General features: G+C 60.4%; 24 protein-coding genes and 1 pseudogene. 12 read left to right on the top strand and 13 right to left on the bottom strand.

The window, feature by feature from the left end:
• Positions 1-22 precede the first annotated feature (22 nt).
• From H040_RS13875 to rfbA, 4 genes are all read left to right on the top strand, one after another.
• Positions 23-2,032, top strand: coding sequence for a polysaccharide biosynthesis protein (locus tag H040_RS13875; protein WP_371260239.1), 2,010 nt, complete (start codon positions 23-25; stop codon positions 2,030-2,032).
• Between the two features lie 129 nt (positions 2,033-2,161).
• A complete protein-coding gene (gene rfbB, locus H040_RS13870) occupies positions 2,162-3,232 on the top strand; it encodes a dTDP-glucose 4,6-dehydratase (RefSeq protein WP_027918204.1) in 1,071 nt (356 codons plus the stop codon).
• A complete protein-coding gene (rfbD, locus tag H040_RS13865) occupies positions 3,229-4,125 on the top strand; it encodes a dTDP-4-dehydrorhamnose reductase (protein WP_027918205.1) in 897 nt (298 codons plus the stop codon). Before rfbB ends, rfbD begins: the two co-directional genes overlap by 4 nt.
• A gap of 5 nt (positions 4,126-4,130) precedes the next feature.
• The gene (gene rfbA, locus H040_RS13860; protein ID WP_027918206.1) at positions 4,131-5,012 is read left to right on the top strand and encodes a glucose-1-phosphate thymidylyltransferase RfbA; all 882 of its coding nucleotides are present in this window, start codon (positions 4,131-4,133) and stop codon (positions 5,010-5,012) included.
• 204 nt (positions 5,013-5,216) lie between these two features.
• Here the strand turns inward: rfbA and H040_RS13855 are convergent, their stop codons facing one another.
• Positions 5,217-6,407, bottom strand: a complete 1,191-nt coding sequence (locus H040_RS13855; RefSeq protein ID WP_027918207.1) for an acyltransferase family protein — start codon at positions 6,405-6,407, stop codon at positions 5,217-5,219.
• A 676-nt stretch (positions 6,408-7,083) separates the two neighbouring features.
• On the opposite strand from H040_RS13855, the gene H040_RS13850 reads away from it, so the two are divergent.
• On the top strand, positions 7,084-7,425 hold the full coding sequence (locus tag H040_RS13850) for a ComEA family DNA-binding protein (RefSeq protein ID WP_027918208.1): 342 nt from the start codon (positions 7,084-7,086) through the stop codon (positions 7,423-7,425).
• A gap of 60 nt (positions 7,426-7,485) precedes the next feature.
• Here the strand turns inward: H040_RS13850 and H040_RS13845 are convergent, their stop codons facing one another.
• The gene (locus tag H040_RS13845; protein WP_003252762.1) at positions 7,486-7,653 is read right to left on the bottom strand and encodes a DUF2897 family protein; all 168 of its coding nucleotides are present in this window, start codon (positions 7,651-7,653) and stop codon (positions 7,486-7,488) included.
• Positions 7,654-7,838: 185 nt separating this feature from the next.
• Here H040_RS13845 and pyrF point away from each other — a divergent pair, with 185 nt between their 5' ends.
• On the top strand, positions 7,839-8,540 hold the full coding sequence (pyrF, locus tag H040_RS13840; RefSeq protein ID WP_027918209.1) for an orotidine-5'-phosphate decarboxylase: 702 nt from the start codon (positions 7,839-7,841) through the stop codon (positions 8,538-8,540).
• A gap of 57 nt (positions 8,541-8,597) precedes the next feature.
• On the opposite strand, the gene H040_RS13835 is transcribed toward pyrF, so the two are convergent.
• From H040_RS13835 to H040_RS13825, 3 genes are all read right to left on the bottom strand, one after another.
• On the bottom strand, positions 8,598-9,428 hold the full coding sequence (locus H040_RS13835) for an undecaprenyl-diphosphate phosphatase (RefSeq protein WP_112312843.1): 831 nt from the start codon (positions 9,426-9,428) through the stop codon (positions 8,598-8,600).
• 201 nt (positions 9,429-9,629) lie between these two features.
• On the bottom strand, positions 9,630-10,472 hold the full coding sequence (kdsA, locus tag H040_RS13830; protein WP_027919533.1) for a 3-deoxy-8-phosphooctulonate synthase: 843 nt from the start codon (positions 10,470-10,472) through the stop codon (positions 9,630-9,632).
• A gap of 187 nt (positions 10,473-10,659) precedes the next feature.
• Positions 10,660-11,661: an NADP-dependent oxidoreductase gene (locus H040_RS13825; RefSeq protein WP_027919532.1), complete on the bottom strand. Its 1,002-nt coding sequence runs from the start codon at positions 11,659-11,661 to the stop codon at positions 10,660-10,662.
• A 216-nt stretch (positions 11,662-11,877) separates the two neighbouring features.
• On the opposite strand from H040_RS13825, the gene H040_RS13820 reads away from it, so the two are divergent.
• The 4 genes and pseudogenes from H040_RS13820 (at position 11,878) to H040_RS28130 (ending at position 15,645) form a co-directional block, all read left to right on the top strand.
• A complete protein-coding gene (locus H040_RS13820; protein ID WP_027919531.1) occupies positions 11,878-12,639 on the top strand; it encodes an SDR family oxidoreductase in 762 nt (253 codons plus the stop codon).
• Positions 12,640-12,719: 80 nt separating this feature from the next.
• Positions 12,720-13,547 (top strand): LPS biosynthesis protein, encoded by an 828-nt coding sequence (locus H040_RS13815; protein WP_027919530.1) that lies wholly within the window; start codon positions 12,720-12,722, stop codon positions 13,545-13,547.
• 160 nt (positions 13,548-13,707) lie between these two features.
• Positions 13,708-14,784: pseudogene (locus H040_RS28135) on the top strand (HAMP domain-containing protein); the annotation flags it as partial.
• The gene (locus tag H040_RS28130; RefSeq protein ID WP_371260258.1) at positions 14,764-15,645 is read left to right on the top strand and encodes a methyl-accepting chemotaxis protein; all 882 of its coding nucleotides are present in this window, start codon (positions 14,764-14,766) and stop codon (positions 15,643-15,645) included. The pseudogene H040_RS28135 and the gene H040_RS28130, both read left to right, overlap by 21 nt.
• A gap of 251 nt (positions 15,646-15,896) precedes the next feature.
• On the opposite strand, the gene H040_RS13805 is transcribed toward H040_RS28130, so the two are convergent.
• Positions 15,897-17,093: a benzoate/H(+) symporter BenE family transporter gene (locus tag H040_RS13805; protein ID WP_027919528.1), complete on the bottom strand. Its 1,197-nt coding sequence runs from the start codon at positions 17,091-17,093 to the stop codon at positions 15,897-15,899.
• A gap of 146 nt (positions 17,094-17,239) precedes the next feature.
• On the opposite strand from H040_RS13805, the gene H040_RS13800 reads away from it, so the two are divergent.
• Positions 17,240-17,842, top strand: coding sequence for a glutathione S-transferase family protein (locus H040_RS13800; RefSeq protein ID WP_027919527.1), 603 nt, complete (start codon positions 17,240-17,242; stop codon positions 17,840-17,842).
• A 161-nt stretch (positions 17,843-18,003) separates the two neighbouring features.
• On the opposite strand, the gene H040_RS13795 is transcribed toward H040_RS13800, so the two are convergent.
• From H040_RS13795 to H040_RS13775, 5 genes are all read right to left on the bottom strand, one after another.
• Entirely contained in the window at positions 18,004-18,369 is a 366-nt protein-coding gene (locus tag H040_RS13795) for a glutaredoxin family protein (RefSeq protein ID WP_027919526.1), read from the bottom strand.
• A gap of 58 nt (positions 18,370-18,427) precedes the next feature.
• Positions 18,428-18,973 (bottom strand): GTP cyclohydrolase I FolE, encoded by a 546-nt coding sequence (gene folE / locus H040_RS13790; protein ID WP_027919525.1) that lies wholly within the window; start codon positions 18,971-18,973, stop codon positions 18,428-18,430.
• A gap of 70 nt (positions 18,974-19,043) precedes the next feature.
• A complete protein-coding gene (locus H040_RS13785; RefSeq protein WP_027919524.1) occupies positions 19,044-19,604 on the bottom strand; it encodes a Smr/MutS family protein in 561 nt (186 codons plus the stop codon).
• 148 nt (positions 19,605-19,752) lie between these two features.
• Positions 19,753-20,073: a hypothetical protein gene (locus tag H040_RS13780; RefSeq protein ID WP_027919523.1), complete on the bottom strand. Its 321-nt coding sequence runs from the start codon at positions 20,071-20,073 to the stop codon at positions 19,753-19,755.
• A gap of 88 nt (positions 20,074-20,161) precedes the next feature.
• Positions 20,162-20,752, bottom strand: coding sequence for a cysteine hydrolase family protein (locus H040_RS13775; protein WP_027919522.1), 591 nt, complete (start codon positions 20,750-20,752; stop codon positions 20,162-20,164).
• Between the two features lie 179 nt (positions 20,753-20,931).
• Here H040_RS13775 and prmB point away from each other — a divergent pair, with 179 nt between their 5' ends.
• The gene (gene prmB, locus H040_RS13770; RefSeq protein WP_027919521.1) at positions 20,932-21,840 is read left to right on the top strand and encodes a 50S ribosomal protein L3 N(5)-glutamine methyltransferase; all 909 of its coding nucleotides are present in this window, start codon (positions 20,932-20,934) and stop codon (positions 21,838-21,840) included.
• Between the two features lie 57 nt (positions 21,841-21,897).
• Here the strand turns inward: prmB and H040_RS13765 are convergent, their stop codons facing one another.
• Both H040_RS13765 and H040_RS13760 read right to left on the bottom strand, forming a co-directional pair.
• On the bottom strand, positions 21,898-22,686 hold the full coding sequence (locus H040_RS13765; protein WP_027919520.1) for a hypothetical protein: 789 nt from the start codon (positions 22,684-22,686) through the stop codon (positions 21,898-21,900).
• Positions 22,687-22,889: 203 nt separating this feature from the next.
• Complete coding sequence (locus H040_RS13760) at positions 22,890-23,852, bottom strand: alpha/beta hydrolase (protein WP_027919519.1); 963 nt, start codon at positions 23,850-23,852, stop codon at positions 22,890-22,892.
• Positions 23,853-24,036: the final 184 nt, after the last annotated feature.

Genomic DNA, 24,036 nt, shown 5'->3' with positions numbered 1-24,036 from the left:
CGGGGCAGGTGGGTAATTGGGTATGAAAGCTAGAGAGCTGATCGAGCTTCGAAAATATCTGCTTCAATTGCCGCGCAGGGAGAAGCGCATGCTCCAGGTGCTGGTGGATGTGTGCCTGGTGTGGCTGGCCCTGCTGATGGCCTTTGCCGTGCGTCTTGGCCTGGATGACATGGGTAATCCGGTCAAGGAACATATCTGGCTGTTCGTGACGGCACCCGTCCTGGCCATACCGCTTTTTGTAAAGTTCGGTATGTACCGGGCGGTGATGCGTTACTTCGGCAACGATGCGCTCATCGTTATCGCTAAGGCGGTTTCCTTTTCTGCGCTCTTGCTGGGTTTTTTCGTCTACTGGTACAGCAATCATCAGACTTTGGTGCCGCGTTCCGTCATCTTCAATTACTGGTGGTTGAGCCTGGTCATGATCGGTGGGTTGCGCCTGGTCATGCGGCAGTACTTCCTGGGTGACTGGTTCTCTGCAGCGCAGCACATGCCTTTCGCCCAGCGCGACGATGGCTTGCCGCGCGTTGCGATCTACGGTGCCGGCGCTGCCGGCAACCAGCTTATTGCCGCGTTGCGGATGGCCAAGTCTATGAGGCCTGTGGCTTTTATCGATGACGATGAGGAAATTGCCGATCGCATCATTTCCGGGTTGCAGGTGTACCGTTCGAATGAAATTGGTCGAATGATAGATGTCACCGGTGCCCAGGAAATCCTGCTGGCGATCCCCAGCAGCAGCCGCAGCCGACGCAGGGAGATCCTGACTTTCCTCGAAGGCTTCCCGTTGCACGTGCGCAGTGTTCCAAGCATCCTTGACCTTGCCAGTGGGCGAGTGCAGGTGGGCGACATTCAGGAAGTTGACATCGCTGATCTCTTGGGCCGTGATGCAGTGCCTGCGCAGCCCGATCTGCTGGCACAGTGCATTGCGAACAAGGTCGTGCTGGTTACGGGGGCGGGTGGTTCGATCGGCTCGGAACTCTGCCGGCAAATTGTTGGCGCCGGGCCCAAGACCCTGCTGTTGTTCGAGCATAGCGAATTCAACCTGTACAGCATCCTGAGTGAGCTGGAGCTGCGTGTTCGCCGTGAGGCATTGGCAATCAACGTTCTGCCGGTGCTGGGCTCTGTGCGCAACCAGGCGCACTTGCTGGAAGTGATGCAGTCCTGGCATGTGGACACTGTTTATCATGCTGCAGCTTACAAGCATGTACCCATGGTCGAGCACAACATTTCCGAAGGTGTGCAGAACAACGTCATTGGTACGCTCTATTCCGCTCAGGCTGCTGTTCAGGCGGGGGTCGCTAACTTCGTGCTGATCTCCACTGACAAGGCGGTGCGGCCGACCAATGTCATGGGCAGTACCAAGCGCCTTGCCGAGATGGTATTGCAAGCGCTTAGCCAAGAGTGCGCGCCAGTCCTGTTTGGTCAGAATGACAACGTTGCGCAGGTGAACAAGACACGCTTCACCATGGTGCGCTTCGGTAATGTGCTGGGGTCATCAGGCTCCGTCATACCTTTGTTCCGCAAGCAGATTCTATCGGGCGGCCCTTTGACGGTAACCCACCCCAAGATCACGCGTTATTTCATGACGATTCCCGAAGCGGCTCAGCTGGTTATCCAGGCTGGCTCGATGGGCCGCGGGGGGGATGTGTTCGTCCTGGACATGGGGGAGCCAGTGCGTATCGCCGAGCTGGCGGAAAAGATGATCCATCTGTCCGGCTTGAGCGTACGTTCGGAAAAGAACCCGCACGGTGATATTGCCATCGAGTTTACCGGGCTTCGTCCGGGTGAAAAACTTTACGAAGAGCTGCTGATTGGTGACAACGTCGTATCCACCCGGCACCCAATGATCATGAGCGCTAACGAAGATTTCCTGAACTGGGATGTCCTGAAAGTCAAACTCGACGAATTGCTTTGCGCGGTCAATGCGCATGAATTGCTGGCTGTGCGAAAATTGTTGCGTGAAGTGGTCAGTGGCTATGTTCCACAAGGAGAGATAGTGGACCTGCTGTATATGCAGCGAAAAAAGGAAATCTGACGGTCGCCGTTCTCGCGCGAGTTTTTCATAACGAGGGGCGTACGTGGGGGTGTGAGTGGGTCTGTCCGGCCACGGCATCTCGATTTCGCGCTCCTCGCATTCAATGCTTAGTTTAGTAGGTAGCCTATAATGACTGTTTTGGTAACCGGTGGTGCCGGCTTCATCGGCGCAAATTTTGTTCTCGACTGGTTGGCAGTCTCCGATGAACCTGTGGTGAACTTGGACAAGCTCACCTATGCAGGCAACCTGCAAACGCTGAACAGCTTGCAGGGTGATGAACGCCATGTTTTCGTGCATGGAGACATCGGTGATTCCGAGCTGGTTGCGCGACTGTTGAATGAACATCAGCCACGCGCCATCGTGAACTTTGCCGCCGAATCTCATGTCGATCGTTCGATTCACGGGCCTGAAGACTTCATCGAGACCAATATCGTCGGTACTTTCCGTCTGCTCGAGGCGGTGCGCGCCTATTGGGGCGGCCTGGACGAGCAAGCGCGTCAGGCGTTCCGCTTCTTGCATGTCTCTACCGATGAGGTCTATGGTTCGTTGGGCGCTGACGAGCCTGCGTTCACCGAGACCCATCAATATCAGCCGAACAGTCCTTACTCGGCCAGCAAGGCAGCGAGCGACCATCTGGTGCGTTCTTATCACCACACCTATGGCCTGCCGGTGCTGACCACCAACTGCTCTAACAACTACGGTCCGTTCCACTTCCCGGAAAAGCTCATCCCTCTGATGATCGTCAACGCCCTGGGCGGCAAAGCACTGCCTGTCTATGGCGATGGCCAGCAGATTCGCGACTGGCTTTATGTCAAAGACCACTGCAGCGCCATCCGCCGTGTGCTCGAGGCTGGTAAAACAGGTGAGGTTTACAACGTCGGTGGCTGGAACGAGAAACCCAACCTGGAAATCGTCAATCGCGTATGTACGCTTCTGGATGAGCTGCGCCCGCGTGCTGATGGTAAGCCTTACGCCGAACAGATTGCCTATGTTACCGACCGCCCAGGCCATGACCGCCGCTACGCCATCGATGCGCGCAAACTCGAACGAGAGCTGGGGTGGAAGCCCGCGGAAACCTTCGAGACCGGTATCCGCAAGACGGTCGAATGGTACCTGGGCAACTGGGACTGGGTAGAGAACGTACAGTCCGGTGGTTACCGTGACTGGGTCGAGAAGAACTACACCGGTCGTTCGGCATGAAAATTCTCCTGCTGGGCAAGGATGGCCAAGTGGGTTGGGAGTTGCAGCGCAGTCTGGCTGGATTGGGCCAAGTGCTGGCACTCAACTCGAGAAGCCATGAATATTGCGGCGACTTGGCCAACCTTCCGGGGCTGGCGGAAACCGTGCGCAGATTTGCACCCGATGTAATCGTCAATGCTGCGGCTTATACCGCGGTGGATAAGGCAGAAAGCGAGCGCGAGCAAGCATTTCTGGTCAATGCGCAAGCGGTGAAGTTGCTGGCGGAGTTAGCTGCAGAGCAGCGTGCATTGCTGGTGCATTACTCCACGGATTACGTCTTCCCGGGGCAGGGCAGTGCGCCTTGGCGCGAGCAGGATGCGGTTGGTCCTTTGAATGTCTATGGTGAAAGCAAGCTGGCCGGTGAGCAAGCCATCTTGGCAGCAGGCTGTACAAGCCTGATTTTCCGTACCTGCTGGGTATACGCCGCTCGCGGTAACAACTTTGCCCGCACCATGCTTCGGCTGGCATCCGAGCGGGATAGCCTTGGTGTCATCGATGACCAGTTTGGCGCCCCGACCGGCGCGGAACTGATCGCCGACGTTACCGCTCATGCGATCGTCGCCACCCTGCGTAAACCTGCACTGGCCGGTGTGTATCACTTGGCGGCGCGGGGCGAGACCAGTTGGTGCGGTTACGCGCGTTTTGTGCTGGAGCAAGCTGCGGCGCACGGTATTGCTCTGCAAGTGCATGCCGAACAGGTCAACCCGCTTACGACCGATGCCTACCCCACCCCGGCAAGGCGGCCGGCGAATTCCCGGCTGGATACCCAAAAATTGCAAGAAGCTTTCGCGCTGACGCTGCCTGACTGGCGTCTGGGCGTGGCTCGCATGCTGACTGAGATACTCGAGAAATGAGCAAAATGAATCGTAAAGGTATCATCCTGGCCGGCGGGTCCGGCACCCGTCTGCACCCGGCGACACTGGCGATCTCCAAGCAGCTCTTGCCGGTTTACGATAAGCCGATGATCTACTACCCGCTCACCACACTGATGCTGGCGGGCATTCGCGACATCCTGATCATTTCCACGCCACAGGACACGCCAAGGTTTGAACAGCTGCTGGGTGACGGGCATCAGTGGGGGATCAACATCAGCTATGCGGTGCAGGCTTCACCTGATGGCCTGGCACAGGCATTCCTCATCGGTGAGCAGTTCATCGGCAACGATTTGTCAGCTCTGGTGCTGGGCGACAACATTTACTATGGCCATGATTTCCAGGGTTTGCTCGGCAATGCCATGGAGCGCACCGAAGGTGCCAGTGTATTTGCTTACCACGTGCACGACCCTGAGCGTTATGGCGTGGTCGAGTTCGACCAACATGGCAAGGCTATCAGCCTGGAAGAGAAACCGGCCAAGCCGAAGTCAAGTTATGCGGTGACCGGGCTCTACTTCTATGATCGCGATGTGGTTGAGATCGCCAAGGGGATCAAGCCATCTGCACGTGGAGAGCTTGAAATCACTGATCTAAACCGTGTTTATCTCGAGCAGGGTCGGCTCTCTGTGGAAATCATGGGTAGGGGTTATGCTTGGCTGGATACCGGTACCCATGACTCGCTGCTTGAGGCCAGTGGTTACATTGCAACCATTGAACGTCGGCAAGGACTGAAAGTGGCTTGCCCGGAAGAGGTTTCGTTCCGTCAAGGCTGGATTGATGCTCAGCAGTTGGAAGGGTTGGCTGCACCGTTGGCGAAGAATGGCTACGGGCAGTATCTGAAGCGTTTGTTGCAAGACAAGATATATTAATCAAGCGAGGGTATTTTTTCTCTCTGCGATAATGCAGAGGAAAGAAATATTGACTAAGGTTCTGCCCTTGTCAGTTATCTGCGGTGGCTTGCCAAGCATTCTTCGTTAGGGGGGCTGGGCTTGGCATCGTGATTGAATGCGCTCCCAAATTTTGAATAAGTCGACTTGAGGTCGAGCTTTTTCAAATTGGGAGCGCAAACCTTGCTACTCAGCTGTGAGCGCTTTTATACCGGATGCTGGCATTGACCAGCTTTGTTGCAGCTTCCTGAACCGTTGCTGAATCGGCTTTTCGATCAGCAGATGTACTGCTATGGATATGACGATGCAACTCACCAAATTAATGATCATGAGTAGAGTGCTGTTGAGGGCATCAAAACCACAGGAAATCCCAATCAGGTATGTGATCCATGGCAGCGCCAGCCAATGTACAAGATACAGGCTGTAAGAAGAGTCACCCAAGAGCATTGACCATTTTGGTGCGGCGATGTGCTTTTCAAGGCTCAATGCGGCCCAAACTAGCAAAAATGCGAACCCTCCCCAAACTATTGTTCTGTGGAAGGTACCTCCAACTCCGCCGAATAGGTCATGTCTTTCGCAAACTATGAAGGCTGGGATTGCGATTACTGCAGCCATTAAGGCAAATGACTTTCGAATCAATAGTCCATTTCTAAAGATTCTGAATAATATCATTCCCAGCAAGAATTCGAACATCATTGGATGGGAAATCAATAACAGAGGCCGGTAGGCGCTGTGTTCTGTATTTATTCCGCTGCTTTGCACGGCTGCTAATGTCAAGGAGCTCGCAAAAAGAATACAGGCGAAGGAGAGTGTAAGTGTCTCGTACCGTCGGACACCCATGAACATGATAAGTGCAATGGTGATGTAGAAAGCAAATTCGAACTGTAGCGTCCAGCCGACATTTATTGTTGGGGCAATGAAGGCGTGAGTGAAGGACATTGATTCGAGGAACAGACGCAGATCAAGTTTGCTTGGATTATAAGCCAGTGCAATGTCCTGATTTGATGCCAGTGGTGTTTCCAGGATGGCGTAAGATAGTGCTATGACGAACAGGCTCATCAAAAAATAGAGCGGCCAAACCCTGAAGAATCTTCGGGATATGAATGTTGCCCATGATATTGTTGTTGTATCGTTTGTATGTTCTTTTCTTGGAAATAAGATGAAGGGTATTATGAATCCACTTATTACAAAGAAGACGTCGACGCCAAACCCACCCAGTTTGATTAGATAGGGGCTGACGCCGTAAAGTGTGAGGGGTGAATGTGCGAAGACTACCATGGCGGCAGCGAGAAATCGCAGGAATTGTATATTCCTGATCAAGTTGTGATCCTTTTGTTGGTTGTTTGTTTTTGATAGATTCTTTTTGGTGTCTATCATTTATTGTCATGCGTCCATGAAAGTGGCAATTTTTATCAATTTCTACAGTCGTGCACCCATCTGTAGATATTGTTATAAATTAGAGCCCGTTTCAAGGGCTACCTGCTGAACGGGTGGCGGTTTTCGAAAAGGTCCAAGCTGTAGCTTGGCGCGGCTTTGATCGGCGGCACCTAACTGGTCGGCGATCCCTCAAGCTCCTCTGGCTCGTCAGTCCTTATTGGCGAAGAGTCGGAGGTCCAGGCTCACCCCGCACATCGAGCATGTTGACGCATTGAAGCTTATACAACCGGGGTTGGGTGCAGCTTTGATTGTTAGGTTGCATGCGTTCGTGGGCATCAAGTATCGGTACTGTGTCATGCCGGTCGTGAGTTACCTGCTTGAGCTCACATTGATAAATGCTCATCAAGCTCGCCTTCCGTAAGAAAGAGGAACCGCTGTTGGTGAGAAAAATGTCTTCCAGGGCTAGCTGATCAAAGTAACTGCAGTGTGTCCTGTTGATATTGCACGATTTATTTATGCTGTACGTCAAAAGGCACAGTTAGAGGGTAGATAGGGGCATTGGCTCGGATGCTCAATTTGGTTACATTTCGCTTCCCCACAGAGGAGAACCGAGCGCTAGAGTTCCTCCAGGCAGCCAATGGAACGCTGCCTTCATATTCCACAAGGAGTGCTCAATATGCGTAACACCGTCCTGTCCTACCTACTGCTGCCACTTTTCGCAGCCCTGCCTTTCACGCTGCAGGCGGCCCCCGTCACAGTTGCGGAACCCGCGGCTGTCGCGGCTTCCCAAACAGGGCAAGTGCAGCCCCTGGCGCAGGTGGCAATGATCGACCTGAACGATGCCGACGCATTGACCCTGCAACAGAACCTCAACGGTATCGGCAAGGCTAAGGCTGAAGCTATCGTCGCTTACCGCGAAGCCAACGGTCCGTTCGGTTCGGTGGATGAACTGCTGGAAATCAAGGGAATTGGGAAGGCACTTTTGGAGCGTAACAAGGACAAGCTGGTCGTCAAATAGCAGCCAAATCTACCGGTTGGCATTGCGCCAACCGGTTTTCTGATTCATCAGGATTCAGGCTCAACGGTCCTGCGCATCCTTTGCATCTGCCTCGGCGTTGCGCTCATGCACTTTGCGCAACTGCTCCTCTGTCAGCGGCAGTTTCTTCGCCGTGTCGCGCAGCATCATCAATCCACCAACGATCGAGCCGAGGGCTATGATGAGTATTAGCCAGGCATACCAAGGCATCGTTCATTCTCCAGTCTTAGACTCAGGTCTTGCTCGTATTAATATTGAGCAATGGCCCGTGGCGTTGGTTCAATTATAGGAGTACAGCCCCGGCCGAGCCAATTCTCGTGACCCGCGGGCCCCAAACCCCGTGCCACTTCGTTTACAATGCGCGCCGTTTACGAATTACCAAAGAGACCTTGACCATGTCCGCCTGCCAGACGCCCCTGATCGTCGCCCTGGATTTCCCCACCCGTGACGCCGCCCTCAAGCTGGCCGACCAGCTCGATCCTGCCCTGTGCCGGGTGAAGGTGGGCAAGGAGCTGTTCACCAGCAGTGCTGCCGGCATTGTCGAGACCTTGTGCGAGAAGGGTTTCGAGGTGTTCCTCGATCTCAAGTTCCACGATATTCCGAACACCACCGCCATGGCCGTGAAGGCTGCCGCGGAGATGGGTGTCTGGATGGTCAACGTCCACTGCTCCGGCGGCCTGCGCATGATGGCGGCCTGCCGTGAAGAGCTGGCCAAACGCAGCGGCCCGCAGCCGTTGCTGATCGGGGTCACCGTGCTGACCAGCATGGAGCGTGAAGACTTGGCGGGTATTGGCCTGGATATCGACCCGCAGGAGCAGGTGTTGCGCCTGGCGGCTCTGGCCGAAAAGGCTGGCATGGACGGGCTGGTATGCTCGGCACTGGAAGCGCCAGCCCTGAAAGCTGCGCACCCAGGCCTGCAACTGGTGACGCCAGGCATTCGCCCGGCCGGTAGTGCCTTGGATGACCAGCGCCGGATCCTGACGCCTCGCCAGGCGCTGGACGCCGGTTCGGATTACCTGGTGATCGGCCGCCCGATCAGCAAGGCGGCGGACCCGGCTCAGGCACTGGCCGCGGTGGTCGCTGAAATACGCGGCTAAACCGCATCAACGAAAAAGGGCTGCTATGCAGCCCTTTTTCGTTTTCATATCTTGATATCAGCTGTGGGCCGTCGACCAGTCGATCCAGCCAGACTGCCAGGTCGCCAGAATCAGCAGACCAAAGACGATGCGGTACCAGGCAAAAGCCGCGTAGCTGTGGTTGGCAATAAACTTCAGCAGCGCGCGCACGGCGATCATGGCGAAGATGAACGAAGTCACGAAACCGATGGCAAACACCGGCAGGTCGCTTGGCTCGAACAGGTGGCGGTACTTGTAGCCCGAATACACCGCCGCACCGACCATGGTCGGCATCGCCAGGAAGAACGAGAACTCGGTGGCTGCCTTGCGCGACAGGCCGAACAGCAGGCCGCCGATGATGGTGGAGCCAGAGCGCGAGGTACCCGGGATCATCGCCAGGCACTGTACGAAACCGATCTTCAGGGCATGGGTCCAGCGCATGTCGTCGACATGGTCGACCGCCACGGTGTGCTGGCGACGCTCGGCCCAGAGCATGATCACGCCACCGATCACCAGCGCCGTGGCCACGGTGATCGGGTTGAACAGGTATTCGTGAATCAGGTCGGCGAACAGCACGCCCAGCACCACGGCCGGCATGAATGCCAGTAGCAGGTTACCGGTGAAACGCCGTGCCTTTGGCTGGCTGGCCAGGCCGAACACCACTTCGAGGATCTTGCCGCGAAATTCCCACACGACCGCCAGGATTGCCGCCAACTGAATGATGATGTTGAACGCCATCGCGCGCTCACCACCGAAATCGATCAAGTCGGCCACGATGATCTGGTGCCCGGTACTGGAAATCGGCAGAAACTCCGTAAGCCCTTCAACCACGCCCAGGATGATAGCCTGGAAGGCCGCCCATAAATCCATTTCTTCCCCCGTTGGAGCCTGGCTGATTGCGAGGCTCATATTCTTGATTTGCTTAAGATTGCCGGCTCGGGCAGCGCAGTTTTTGCGAGAGCGGCATGCTAACAGAGCAATTACACAATGTTGTGTGGGGTTGTAACGGAGATAAGAAAAAGGGCCGATATGCAGTTGCATATCGGCCCTCTTGTCTTGCGGTACGCTGACTTAAGCGATAACCAGCGGGGCGAAGCCCTTGATCAGGTCATCCAGCGCCTTGATCTGCGCCAAAAACGGCTCCAGCTTGTCCAGCGGCAGGGCGCTTGGGCCATCGCACTTGGCCTGGTCCGGATTTGGGTGGGCCTCCAGGAACAACCCGGCCAGGCCAACTGCCATGCCGGCACGGGCCAGGTCGACCACCTGTTCGCGACGGCCACCGGAGGCTGCACCGGACGGGTCGCGGTTTTGCAGGGCGTGGGTGACGTCGAAGATGATCGGCAGGTCGTCGCAGGTGCGCTTCATCACGCCGAAGCCGAGCATGTCGACCACCAGGTTGTCGTAGCCCATGCAGGTGCCGCGGTCGCAGAGGATCAGCTGATCGTTACCGGCTTCCTTGAACTTGTGCACGATGTTCTGCATCTGCGAGGGGCTGAGGAACTGCGGCTTCTTGATGTTTACCGGTTTGCCGGTCTTGGCCAGGGCCACAACCAGGTCGGTCTGGCGGGCGAGGAAGGCTGGCAGTTGCAGCACGTCAACCACTTCGGCTACTGGCGCGCACTGGTAGATTTCATGCACGTCAGTGATGATCGGTACGCCGAACTCGGCCTTCACCTTCTCAAAGATGCGCAGGCCTTCTTCCATGCCCGGGCCGCGGTAGGAGTGGATCGAGGAGCGGTTGGCCTTGTCGAAGCTGGCCTTGAATACGTAAGGGATGCCCAGCTTTTCGGTAACCCGAACGTACTCGGCGCAGGCGGTCAGGGCCAGGTCCTCGGACTCGAGCACGTTGATGCCGCCGAAAAGGACGAACGGGGCGGTGTTGGAGCACTCGATGGTGGGGGTGATCTTGATCATGGTCATCTCTGCAAATCCCTGTCACTGGTTTCAGTGGCGAAGGGGAATCTTACAAGATCTGCGTTGCCTGTGCCGGCCCTTTCGCGGGGCAGCCCGCTCCCACATGATCCCCACAACAGTGAACTTTTCACCGTCCTGGTGGAAGCGGGCTTGCCCGCGAAAGGGCTGGCACAGGCTTGATCCAATTTCAGACTTTCAACACCAACTTGCCGAAGTTCTCGCCGCTGAACAGCTTGAGCAGCGTCTCAGGGAACGTCTCCAACCCCTCGACCACATCCTCCTTGCTCTTGACCTTGCCCGTGGCCAGCCAGCCGGCCATCTCTTGCGCAGCCTTGCCATAGTCCTTGGCGTGGTCCATCACCACGAAGCCTTCCATGCGTGCGCGGTTCACCAGCAGCGCCAGGTAGTTGGCCGGGCCTTTTACGGCTTCCTTGTTGTTGTACTGGCTGATGGCGCCGCAGATGACGATACGCGCCTTGAAGTTGATGCGGGTGAGCACGGCGTCCAGGATTTCGCCACCGACGTTGTCGAAGTACACGTCGACGCCTTTGGGGCATTCGCGCTTCAGGCCGGTCAGCACGTCTTCGGCCTTGTAGTCGATGACGCCGTCGAAGCCCAGTTCGTCCTTGAGGTACTGGCATTTTTGCGCGCCACCAGCGATGCCGACCACATGGCAGCCCTTGAGCTTGGCGATCTGGCCGACGATGCTGCCCACCGCGCCGGCCGCGCCGGAGATGACCACGGTGTCGCCGGCCTTGGGCTGGCCAACCTCGAGCAGGGCAAAGTAGGCGGTCATGCCGGTCATGCCCAGGGCCGAGAGGTAACGGGGCAGTGGGGCGAGGTTGGGGTCGATCTTGTGCAGGCCCTGGGGTTCGCCGGTGAAGTAATCCTGCACGCCGAGGGCGCCGCTGACATGGTCGCCGGGCTTGTAGTCCGGGTGGTTGGAAGCGACCACTTCGCCGACGCCCAGTGCGCGCATCACCTGGCCGAGAGCGACGGGCGGGATGTACGACTTGCCTTCGTTCATCCAACCCCGCATGGCCGGGTCAAGCGACAGGTAAAGGTTGCGTACCTGGATCTGGCCGGCGGCGGGGGCCTCGGCAGGTACCGTCTCGAAGGTGAAGTCGTCACGGCGCACGGCGCCGACCGGGCGTTTGGCAAGCAGGAAACGGCGGTTGGTCTGGGTCATGGCAGGTCCTTGTGGGCGATGAGGCACAGCGGTCAATTTAACCTGCTGATGCAGGTTGATCGGCAAAATCACTGGCAAGCATGATAGCCCAACCGTTGCCCTGATGATGCTGCCCAGCCGGGCGGCGGGCTGACTAGACTCTGCCCACGGATTTGAAAGCCGCCGCACCCTACCTGTGGGAGCCGCGCGCTCCTGAACTGATGATTGGAGCAGACGATGAGCATGACCTTTTCCGGCCAGGTAGCCCTGGTCACCGGCGGTGCGGCAGGTATCGGCCGGGCGACGGCCCTGGCCTTTGCCCGCGAAGGCCTGAACGTAGTAGTGGCCGATCTCGACGCGGTCGGTGGCGAGGCCACGGTGGCCTTGGTTCGTGAAGCGGGTGGCGAAGCGCTGTTCGTGGCCTGTGATGTGACCCAGGAGGCCCAGGTGCGGCAGCTGCATGAGCGCGCCATCGAGGCCTATGGCCGCCTGGACTACGCCTATAACAATGCCGGCATTGAAATTGAAAAAGGCCGCCTGGCCGAGGGCAGCGAGGCGGAGTTCGACGCCATCATGGGCGTCAATGTCAAAGGTGTGTGGCTGTGCATGAAGTACCAATTGCCGCTGCTGCTGGCCCAAGGTGGTGGGGCGATCGTCAACACCGCCTCTGTGGCGGGTCTGGGCGCGGCGCCGAAGATGAGCATCTACGCCGCCTCCAAGCATGCGGTGATCGGCCTGACCAAATCGGCGGCCATCGAATATGCCAAGAAAGGTATCCGCGTGAATGCCGTGTGCCCGGCGGTGATCGACACTGACATGTTCCGCCGCGCCTATGAGGCAGACGCTCGCAAGGCCGAATTTGCCGCTGCGATGCACCCGGTGGGGCGTATCGGCAAGGTCGAGGAAGTGGCCAGCGCGGTATTGTATCTGTGCAGTGACGGGGCGGCGTTCACGACCGGTCATAGTCTGACTGTGGATGGAGGGGCGACTGCGATCTGAGCCGCAGGTTACACGCCCGAGCATAGTTGGTTAGCTGATTAGCTGTGTATAATCACGCTCTTCAAATTTTGGAAAGCGACATGGAGACAGTCAGCGCCCAAAAGCCCGGCTGCCAAGCCTCGATATCGGATTTCGGGGCGTGCCGGGGTATCGCCGAAGGGCCGGTGTTCATCGTTGCCTCGGGAGCCTCTGCCAAGGATTTTCCACTGCAGCGTTTCGCGGGCGTGCCGATGATCACCGTCAACGGCGCGATCTCGATGTTCGCGGAACAGGGTGTGCGCCCGTATTTTTATGTGTGCACCGACACCGGGTTTGCGCACCAGCAGCCTGAGCTCTACGCCAAGGCGGTACGGCTCAGCCAGCGCCTGGCGATCTGGCCTAGTGAGGTCGAGGGGTTGCCGGTCACCTGCAAGGCGCAGATCTTCCCGCTGGCCAAGGCGGCTCGCTCGGGCCTGTACGACGCGCTGTTCAACCCCGATCCTCAACTCGTGCGCAGCCGGGCAATCTGGGGTAGCCGCTCGCGTTCGGTGGGCTTCAGCAAAGACCTGTCTCAAGGGTTTTTCGATGCGCGCACGGTGGCCTATGCGGCTATTCAACTTGCCTGTCACTTGGGTTTCAATCAGGTTTTTTTGGTGGGTGTGGACCTCGACCAGTCGGTGGGGCGGTTCTACGAGGCCCCCGGCCAAACGGTGTCGCGCTGCCATCTGGATGAAGCCTTTGAGCGACGCATCCTGCCCTCGCTCAAGCTGATGGCGGACCGGGTTGTCGATGAGCATTTCGCCGTCTACAACCTATCTGCCACCTCGAAGATCCCGCACACTGTCATCCCCAAGGTCACCCTCGACCAGGCCCGGGCGATGATCCTGGGTAACGCGCCTCAGGCCTTCATGTGCAGCCACCCTGCGTAACGGTTTTCTGCCTTCAGCACGCAGGGCGACCTTCAGCTAGCTGAAAGCGACAAGCTCATAGCTATTTGACACCATTTTGGCGCCAGCCCCTTGTTAGCAGGCCGGTAACGTTGCCACGCTTGGCCCTTGGCTAAACCTTGCACGGTGAAGGGGATCGGCGATGGCGGCGAGCAGGCACGGTGTTTTGGCCAACCTGGGCATGGCCCGCAAACTGGGCCTGGGGTTTGCCCTGGTGTTGCTGCTGACCGTAGCGGTGGCAGCCATCGGCATTGCGGCGCTGCATGGCGTTGGCCAGCGTTTCGACGGCCTGCGCCAACTGGGCCAATTCAATACCGACCTGCTGCGGTTGCGCCAGCACGAGCAGGCGTTTGCCTTGCGCTCCGACATCAAGGAGGCCGAGGCTTTGCGCAGCGGCTTGCAGAACCTTGCCGAGCGCGCCCGCAATCTGCCGGCGCTGGTTGCGGCCGAGGCTGACCTGTTGGCTTATGGCCAGGCCTTCGAGGCTTTCGTCGAGGCGGTGCAGGCCAAGGAGCTGGCGCTGGACATGGCCAGCTGGTCGGTGTCCAGCGTCGCTAACAACCTCGATGTGCTGCAGGCCGGTCTGGCCGACGATGCCGCCTACACGCTCAAACAGTCCCAGGGCCAGCAAGGGAGCGAGTTCCTTGAGCAGGCCGGGCAGGTGGCGCAGGTGTCGCGGCTGATGCTGCGGGCCATGGACGAGGCACGGGTGCGCCTGGACAAGAACCGCAAGGGCGAGGAGGGGGAACAAGGCCGTATCGCCCAGACGGTCGAGGCGGCGCAGTTGGTCGAGCAGCTCAAGGCCGGTGTCAGTGACGCGGGTTACCAGAGTGTGCTCGGCGAGGTGGCCGGGCACATTGCAAGCTTCTCCGACAAGCTCGACGAATACACCGACCTCCTGGGCAAGGAGCAAGGCATCAAGGCTCAGTTGCAGGCGCGTGCCGAGCAGGTCACTGGCCGGGTCGACCAGGCCTATGCCGTCGATCAGCAAGCCATGCAGGCTGAACTGTCGCGCAACCGCGTGGCCATTGCGCTGGCAACCGGGCTGGCGTTGCTGGTGGGCATCCTCGCTGCCTGGCTGATTACCCGAGCTGTAGTTGGCCCGCTCAAGCGCGTGATAGGCCGTGCCCAGCGCATCGCCGCTGGCGAGTTGGGCCTGGAGCACGAAGCGCCGCGCACGGACGAAGTCGGCCAGCTGATGCAGGCCATGCAGCAGATGGCTGCCGGGTTGTCTGGCGTGGTCAGCGGCCTGCAGCAAGGTATCGAGCAGCTGGAGGGCAGCGCCCAGGCGTTGTCGGCAGTGACCGAGCAGACCAACCGTGAAGTCGGCAGCCAGAAGGAAGAGACAGAGCAGGTGGCAACTGCCATGCAGCAGATGACTGCCACCGTGCACGACGTGGCGCGCAATGCCGAAGAAGCGGCGCAGGCGGCACAGGCGGCCGATGACAAGGTCGACGCCGGCCAGCGCGTGGTGCGCGAAAGCATGCAGCGCATCGAGCAACTGGCAACGGCTGCGGACACAGCCAGCGCCGGCATCGACAGCTTGAGTGCCGAGATCCACACCATTGGTGATGTGCTGGAGGTGATCAAGAGTGTTGCCGAACAGACCAACCTGCTGGCGCTCAACGCGGCCATTGAAGCGGCCCGGGCGGGTGAGCAGGGGCGTGGTTTTGCGGTGGTGGCCGACGAAGTACGGGCGCTGGCCCGGCGTACCCGGCAGTCGACCGAGGAAATCGAGCAACTGGTGGCCAGCTTGCGTGGCAATGCCCAGCAGTCGGTGGCGCAGATCCGTGGCAGTACCGAGCTGGTGCGCCTGGCCGTGGCCGATGCGCTACAGACCGAAAGCGCGCTGGACAGCATCGCGGTGGCGGTGTCGTTGATCCAGCAGATGAACCAGCAGATTGCTGCAGCGGCCGAGCAGCAGAGTTCGGTGGCCGAGGAAATCAGCCGCAGCGTGACGCAGATCCGTGGCAGTGCCGACCAGGCGGCGTTGGCCATGCAGGATAATGCCCGGTCCAGTATTGAGCTGGCTCAGCTGGGCAGTGACCTCAAAGGCATGGTCGGCCACTTCAGATTGTGAGGGGCTGGCGCAAGAATTTGCGGGGGGGGGATCGAGCGCCGCCCGCACGGCGCATCGCGGATGAATCCGCTCCTACATCTTTTTCGGGCCCATCGCGCCTGTGAGGTCACCGCTGTCCGCGTGTTCGTGCCTTTCAATATCGAGGTGGCAGCCCCTCTGGCACAGGACACACTGGCACGAAACAGATGCAGGAGCGGATTCATCCGCGATGCGCCGCGCGGGCGGCGCTCGGTCTCAATCGCGACACCGATCTACTGCCGAACACCTCGCGGATTGAGGATCAGCAAGGTCAGCACCCCCGCCACGATCCCCCAGAACGCCGAGCCGATCGAGAACAGGGTCAACCCCGAAGCCGTCACCATGAAGGTGATCAGCGCCGCTTCCCGCTCCCGTGCCTCACTCATGGCAACGGTCAACCCGTTCATGATCGAACCGAACAACGCCAGCGCCGCAATCGACAGCACCAGCTCCTTCGGCAACGCCGCGAACAATGCCGCCAGGGTGGCACCGAAGGTGCCGGCAATACCATAGAAAATCCCGCACCACACCGCCGCGGTATAGCGCTTGTTCGGGTCTTCATGGGCATGCGGCCCGGTGCAGATCGCCGCACTGATGGCCGCCAGGTTGACCCCGTGCGAGCCGAACGGTGCCAGCAGCAGCGAGGCGAATCCGGTCGCTGTAATCAGCGGCGAGGCGGGCACCTGGTAACCGTCTGCACGTAGCACGGCCACGCCAGGCATGTTCTGCGAAGTCATCGCCACCACGAACAGCGGAATGCCGATGCTGATGGTCGCGGCCAGCGAAAAGCTTGGCGTAGTCCACACTGGAGTAGCCACCTCCAGCTTGAAGCCGCTGAAGTCCAGCAGGCCGAGGGCGCCGGACAGTGCCGTGCCCACCAGCAATGCGGCCAGTACGCAGTAGCGCGGCGACAGGCGCTTGACCAGCAGGTAGCTGAAGAACATGCCCAGTACCAGCAGGGTACGGTGCTGAGCAGCAACGAAGATTTCGCTGCCGATCTTGAACAGAATGCCGGCCAGCAAGGCCGATGCCAGGGACGCCGGAATGCGCTTGACCAGCCGCTCGAAGCTACCGGTCAGGCCACAGATCACCACCAGCAGCGCACAGGTAATGTAGGCACCGATGGCTTCGCCGTAGCTGACTCCGCCAAGGCTGGTAATCAGCAGTGCGGCACCCGGGGTCGACCAGGCCACGGTGATCGGTGTGCGGTAGCGCAGCGACAGGCCGATGCTGCACACCGCCATGCCGATCGACAGCGCCCAGATCCACGAAGAAATTTGCGCGCTGGTCAGGCCGGCTGCCTGGCCGGCCTGGAACATCAGTACCAGCGAGCTGGTGTAGCCGGTGAGCATGGCGATGAAGCCGGCGACCACCGCGGACGGTGAGCTGTCTGCCAGGGGCCGCAGGCGTGCGGAGGTGGCATCGGTCATTGGGTTGGGTCCTTGTCCATGTGTAAGCAGTTTTTTCAGACTAACGCGGGCCGGATTGATCTTTGCCATACAGCAGGCATTGCTTTTAGCCGTACAGTCGCCAACTATTGGGCAAGTTCGCGTAACTGCATGGGAGGGGAGGGTCGATGTTCAAGGTGTATGGTGACTACCAGTCGGGCAATTGCTACAAGGTCAAGCTGATGCTCAGCCTGCTCGACCGCCCGTATGAATGGCAGGCGGTGGATATCCTCAAGGGCGAGACCGAGACGCCTGAGTTTCTGGCCATGAACCCCAACGGCAAGGTGCCTGTGCTCAAGCTTGAGGACGGAACCTGCCTGTGGGAATCGAACGCCATCCTCAACTACCTGGCCGATGGCAGCGAATTCCTGCCCAGCGAGCCGCGCCTGCGAACCCAGGTGCTGCAGTGGCAGTTTTTCGAGCAGTACAGCCATGAGCCATACATTGCCGTGGCGCGTTTCATCCAGTTCTACCTGGGGCTGCCGGACGAGCGCGTGGAGGAATACCGCAAGCTGCACAAGGGCGGCTACAAGGCGTTGAGGGTGATGGAGCGGCAGTTGCAGATGACGCCGTATCTGGTCGGGGACCAGTACTCGATCGCTGATGTGGCGTTGTATGCCTACACCCATGTGGCGCATCAGGGTGGCTTTGACCTGACGGATTACCCGGCAGTGCGCGAGTGGCTGGCGCGGGTGGCCAGCCATCCTCGGCATGTGCCGATGGTCGAGTAAGGCAGGACTGCCTTCTGTGGGAGCGGCCTTGCCGGGGCGCCGGACCGGTCGGAAAGCGCCGCAGAGCGACCCCGGAATTTCAGCGACGGTGCCACTATTGCTGGGGCTGCCTTGCAGCCCTTTCGCGACGCAAGGCCGCTCCTGCAAGGGCCGCGCAGGGCTTACGCGAAGCGCTTGTCCAGATAGGCAATGATGGCCTTGGATTCATACATCCAGGTCACCTTGCCTTGTTCCTCGATGCGCAGGCACGGCACTTTCACTCGGCCGCCACCTTCGAGCAACGCCTGGCGATGTGCGTCGTCATTCTTGGCATCACGCAACGCCACCGGCACGTTCAGGCGGTGCAGGGTGCGGCGGGTCTTCACGCAGAACGGGCAGGCATGGAACTGGTACAGCGCGAGGCCCTTGGCCTCTTGCTCGACACGCGCCTGGGCCGCCGCATCACGCTTCTGCTTGGCCGGGCGGCTGATCCAGTCGCCGAAAACGATGAGCTGGCCGAGGCCGACCCGCAGGGCTTTGACGATCATGGGCTACTCCTGAAATGAAAAAGCCGACCCCTGGGGGCCGGCTCGGGACACGCGCCGATCACTTGATCAGGCTGAGGAACTCGCCACGAGTCGAGGCGTTTTCACGGAACTCACCCAGCATCACCGAAGTGAGCATGGTCGAATTCTGCTTTTCAACGCCGCGCATCATCATGCACATGTGCTTGGCTTCGATGACCACCGCCACGCCTGCGGCGCCAGTCACTTGCTGCACGGCCTCGGCGATCTGGCGGCTGAGGTTTTCCTGGATCTGCAGGCGGCGGGCGAACATGTCGACGATGCGTGCGACCTTCGACAGGCCCAGGACCTTGCCCTTGGGCAGGTAGGCCACGTGGGCCTTGCCGATGAAAGGCAGCATGTGGTGTTCGCACATCGAGTACAGCTCGATGTCCCGGACCAGCACCATCTCACTGTTGTCGGAGGTGAACAGCGCGCCGTTGGTGACTTCTTCCAGCGTCTGCTCGTAACCGCGGCAAAGGTACTTCATCGCCTTTGCAGCCCGTTTGGGCGTGTCGAGCAGGCCCTCACGGGAGACGTCCTCGCCAAGTTGGCTGAGGATCTCGGTGTAGTTCTGTTCCAGGGACATGTATCTACCTGTGGGTAAAAATCGCAAAAATGAAGGGTACGGCGGAGCGGGCGGCGCTGCAAGCACGGCGTTACTCGTCGCGGCCTTCCATCATGGTTCGCTTGAGCATTACATACACCGCGCCGGTGCCGCCATGGCGGGCCTGGCACGAGGTGAAACCTAGCACTTGCGGGTGCTGGCGCAGCCAGGTGTTGACGTGGCTCTTGATCATCGGGCGCTTGCCGTCCAGGCGTGCGGCCTTGCCGTGGGTCACCCGCACGCAGCGTACTTCGAGTTTGGTGGCTTCGGCGATGAAGGCCCACAGGGTTTCCCGGGCCTTCTCCACGCTCATGCCATGCAGGTCGAGGCTGCCCTCGAAGGCGATCTGGCCGAGCTTGAGCTTGCGGATCTGGCTTTCCTGCACACCATCGCGGCGCCACATCAGTTCGTCTTCGGCACCGACGTCGATCACGAACTGGTCGGACAGGCCGTCGATGACCAGTGCCTGGTCACTGCGGATGGTTGCCGCCTGGCGCAGGCCGGCCAGTTGCTTGCGGTCAGTTTTCGGCTTGCCCACATCGGCGCGGTCGTGCTTGATCGGCTTGACGCCGCGCACTTCGGCACTGAACAGGGAAAAATCGTCGTCTTGCATGCTGCCTCCACGTGGGCGGCGTAGTTTACGCGATCAGCCTTGTGTCGTCAGTACCGGCCTCTTTGCGGCGTTCCGACGTCTCGATAAACCCGCTCCCCTGTACTTGTGGGAGCGGGTTCACCCGCGAAGCGCTCAGTGGCACAAACCACTAGTCGTGCTTCTTCATCAGGTGTGGCGACAGGTTCAGTTCGCGCCCGCGGCGCAGGCGAATGCGGCTGCGCCGCCAGAAGCGCACGCCAAGATACAACAGCAACAGCCCGACCACCGCCAGGATGCTGGCCAGCGGGCGGTTGGCATTGAGTTCGGCCAGGGCGGTGTAGTTGCCGATCAACCCGGCGATGCCGGCCATGGCCAGCAACACGCCGAGGGTGGCGATCAGGGCCGACAGGCCGGCGGCAATGCGCGCGCCCCAGTTACGCGGTTCCCGCGGGCGCAGACGCTTGGCGTCGAAACTGCCTTTGAGCTTCATTCCAGTTTCCTCTGTGGACATCCGGAATTCGACCTGGGCGCGGCCCTCGGGTTCCGCCCGGCTGCCGGGCGGTCATCGTAACGCCAGCTCAGATCAGGCTGGCGGTAGGGGCGACACAGGCGAAGTTGTCGGCCATCACGGCCATTTCGCACGCGTGGATCTGCGCGGCGGGGATCACCTGATCCTTGAGCGCCAGGTCGCGTGTTGCCGAGGCGTCTTCCACCAGGGTGCAACGATAACCATAGTCCTTGGCGCGGCGCACGGTGGTGCTGACGCTGGAGTGGCTCATGAAACCGCACACGATCAGGTCCAGGTGCCCCAGCTCCTGCAGTGTGTCGTGCAGCTTGGTGTTCTTGAAGGCGTTGGGCATGCGCTTTTCGATGATGATTTCACCTTCGCGCGGCTCCAGGCCCGGGATGAACTGGCCGGCCGGGCCCTGCGGGTCGAAGCGCCCACCAACGGTACCGAGGTGGCGAACGTGGATGATCGGACGGCCGGCCTTGCGGGCGGCGTCGAGCAACCGGGCGATGTTGGCCACGGCCTCGTCCATGCCCGACAGTTGCAGAGGACCGCTCAGGTATTCCTTCTGCGCATCGATGATGATCAGGCTGGCTTGGCTCAGCTTGGCCGGCGGATAGTCGCGGCCAGTGAGGCGGAACATCGTGGTTGGAACGGACATCAAGGGCTCCTTGGGTAGGGCTTTTGTATACCTATTCTCCCTTGCCTTGGCGCCAATGGGAATGGTTGACATCGCAAGCAGCGTGGTTACTGGCCTGTGGCCTGCCGTTGGGGCATCGCGAGGAACAATTGTGCGGGTTGGGCTGTTAGACTTTTGTACGGTCTGAATAGGAGTACCCCGTGATCACATCTCGTCTGCGCTCGTTGCGCGACCATATCCGCTGGGCGGTCAGCCGCTTCCACGAACACGAGCTGTTCTTCGGCCACGGTGCCGACAATGCCTGGGATGAAGCCCGCCTGCTGGTGCTGGGCGCGGTGCACCTGCCGTGGGAAATCGCCGACAGCTACCTGGACTGCCAGCTTGAGGACGACGAGCGGGTACGCCTGCAGCACCTGCTCAAGCGCCGCATCGAAGACCGTGTACCAACCGCCTACCTGCTGGGTGAGGCCTGGTTCTGCGGCATGTCGTTCATCGTCGACGAGCGCGTGCTGGTGCCCCGTTCACCGATCGGCGAGCTGATCGAAAAACGTTTCGAGCCGTGGCTGGCGGCCGAGCCGGCCCGTATCCTCGACCTGTGCACCGGCTCTGGCTGCATTGGCATCGTGGCTGCTGAAGTGTTCCCCGAAGCCGAAGTGGTGCTGGCCGACCTGTCGTTCGACGCGCTGGAAGTGGCCAACCAGAATATCGAGCGCCACGGCCTCGACGAGCGCGTGTTCACCGTGCAGGGTGACGGCTTCGCCGGCCTGCCGGGGCAGCGTTTCGACCTGATCCTGTCCAACCCGCCGTACGTAGATGCCGAGGACTTCGGTGACATGCCGGCCGAGTATCACCACGAGCCAGAAATGGGCCTGGCCTGCGGCAACGATGGCCTGGACCTGGTGCGGCGGATGCTGGCCGAAGCGGCGGATCACCTGACCGAAAAGGGGCTGCTGATCGTGGAGGTTGGCAACAGCCAGGTGCACGTCGAGGCGCTGTACCCGGAGGTGGACTTCGCTTGGCTGGAGTTCGAGCGTGGCGGGCATGGCGTGTTCATGCTCACCGCCGAGCAGTGCCGTCAGCACCAGGAGCTGTTCAAGGCTCGCGTCTGACGTGGGCCTGCCGGGGCTGCTTTGCAGCCTGTTCCGATCGGCCCGGCGCCCCGCTCCTTACCGGGTAGCGATCCAGATCAGCAACCCTGCCTGGAAAACGGCAAACGCCACCAGGCAGGTGATGGTAAAGCGCAAGCCGCTGTCTTCACGCCGGTACTTGGCTACCCGCTCATCGCGCTCGCGCAGCTGGCCCTCTTTTTCCAGCAGCTGCTGCTCGGCCTGCTGCAGCATGCCCGCAGCATCGAGCATGCTCACCTGCTGCACCTTTTCGGTATTCCAGCCGCCCTTGAGTTGGCTTACCGTGGTATCGAGCGTACGGCCCTTGAGGTGCTGCGGGTCGGCGTATTCCACTTCCAGGCCGGTGGCGGTGATGAAGCGGTCGCGGCGCAGGCGGGTGTCTTCGTTGAGCGCATCCTTGTTCGGCAGGGCCATGCCTTCGACCCGGTAGTTCGACCAGCGCCGCTGCAGCCACTGCACGGCCTGGCCCAGCATGAAGCGGCCGATGCCGCGATTGAGCGGCTCCAGTTGCAGGCCGCTGTCGCTGCCGAGGGTCACCAGGCGTTCCGCGTGATCCACCCGCACATCCAGCCGGTTCTGCTCCTTGCGAACCTTCTGCCCGGGCAGGCGGATTTCCATGCGCAGCAGGCTGTGGGCCTTGTCATGGCGCTCGGCATAGGCGAATTCGACGAAGCGCAATGGCCGTGCACCACTGTTGCGGTCGGTGGGCAAGGGCGCCAGGCGCAGCAGCTGGAAGTGTTCGACAGCAAGGTCGGCCCAGGGCAGGGCGGCGGGTTCCGTGGCGTGCGGCTCTTCGGCTGGCTCTACGGCGGCAGGGGCATCGGTCATCAGGGTGTTTCCTCGGATACGGGCTTGCACTGACCGGGGCTGCTTTGCAGCCCACCGCCGGCAAGCGCGGCGCCCGTAGGGGCAGCACAGGCCTGGATCCTGTGCGCACCCTGTAGGGGCCGCGCTTGCCGACGATGGGCCTTAAAGCGGCCGCAATCAACACCAATACCGCGTTATCGGCAGGTTTTGCCGATGTTTGAGGGTCAGGCCGATGGCAGTTGGTGAATGAAGCTGACCACCCGCTCGCCCAGTTCCCTTGCCAATGGCAATTCCGGGTTGAGGTAGCTGTCACGCTGCAGGTGCATGTCCTTGGGGCTGATGCGCAGCATGTGGTTCATGCCGTCGATCAGCACCAGCTGGGCGTCCGGCTTGGCCGCCTTGAGGCGTTCGGCGTCGGCCACGTCGACCTGAACGTCGTTGCGGCCCTGCACGATCAGCGCCGGCATCGGCAACCGGGCGAAGGCCTGCGCGGGGTCTTGCTGGAGCAGGGTGATCAGGTAGGGCTGCACGCTGGGGCGAAACACCTGGCGCAAGGGGGCCGGCACGTCCAGGCTGGTCTGCCCGGCTTGCAGGCGGTCGAGCAAGGCACTGCCTTGGGCCATCTGTGCCGGTGGCATGCGCTGGGCCAGTTGCTCGCGCAGTACGTCCGCCAGTGGCCGGCCCATGCCGGCCAGGGTGATCACTGCGCTGGCGCCCGCGCGTTCAGCGGCCAGGCTGGCGATCAGCGCACCTTCGCTGTGGCCGACCAGGATCAGCGGGCCGAAGCGTGGGTCTGCCTTGAGCTTGCGGCTCCAGGCCACCACGTCGTCGACGTAGCGTTGCACGCTAAGGTCGCGCTCATCGGGGGTGGCCGGCTGGCTGGCGGCCACTCCGCGTTTGTCGTAGCGCACGCTGGCGATGTGCTCGTTGGCCAGTACCAGCGCCAGGCGCTTGAGGTTGTCGATGCGCCCTGAGGCCGGGTTGTTGCCGTCGCGATCGGTCGGGCCGGAGCCCGCGATGATCAACACCACTGGCGGCGGTGTGGCCTGTTGCGGCAGCAGCAGGCTGCCATGCAGCACACCCTGGCCGGTGTCAAGGTCGATGGGGCGTTGCAGCACGGTGGGTGCAGCGGCCTGGGCCAGGCCCGTGCACAGCAGAAGGAAAAAGGCGACAAGGCGCGACATCATGCGGTACTACATGGAGAGATGACGGTTTGACCCAATGTTTGCGGGAAGGTTCGATGGCTGATACGGCAGGTCTGGCCTGTTCGGGGCGGTTCGACGCTTCGATGAACCCGCTCCTGCAGGCTTGGCGCGGCCCCTGTGGGAGCGGGTTTACCCGCGAAGAGGCCAGCACAGGCTACCAAAGCAT

This window comes from Pseudomonas sp. URMO17WK12:I7 (assembly GCF_003269045.1).
Lineage (GTDB): Bacteria > Pseudomonadota > Gammaproteobacteria > Pseudomonadales > Pseudomonadaceae > Aquipseudomonas > Aquipseudomonas putida_J.
Note: the sequence above shows the minus strand (reverse complement) of the source record. Positions and strands in the feature narration are given on the sequence as shown.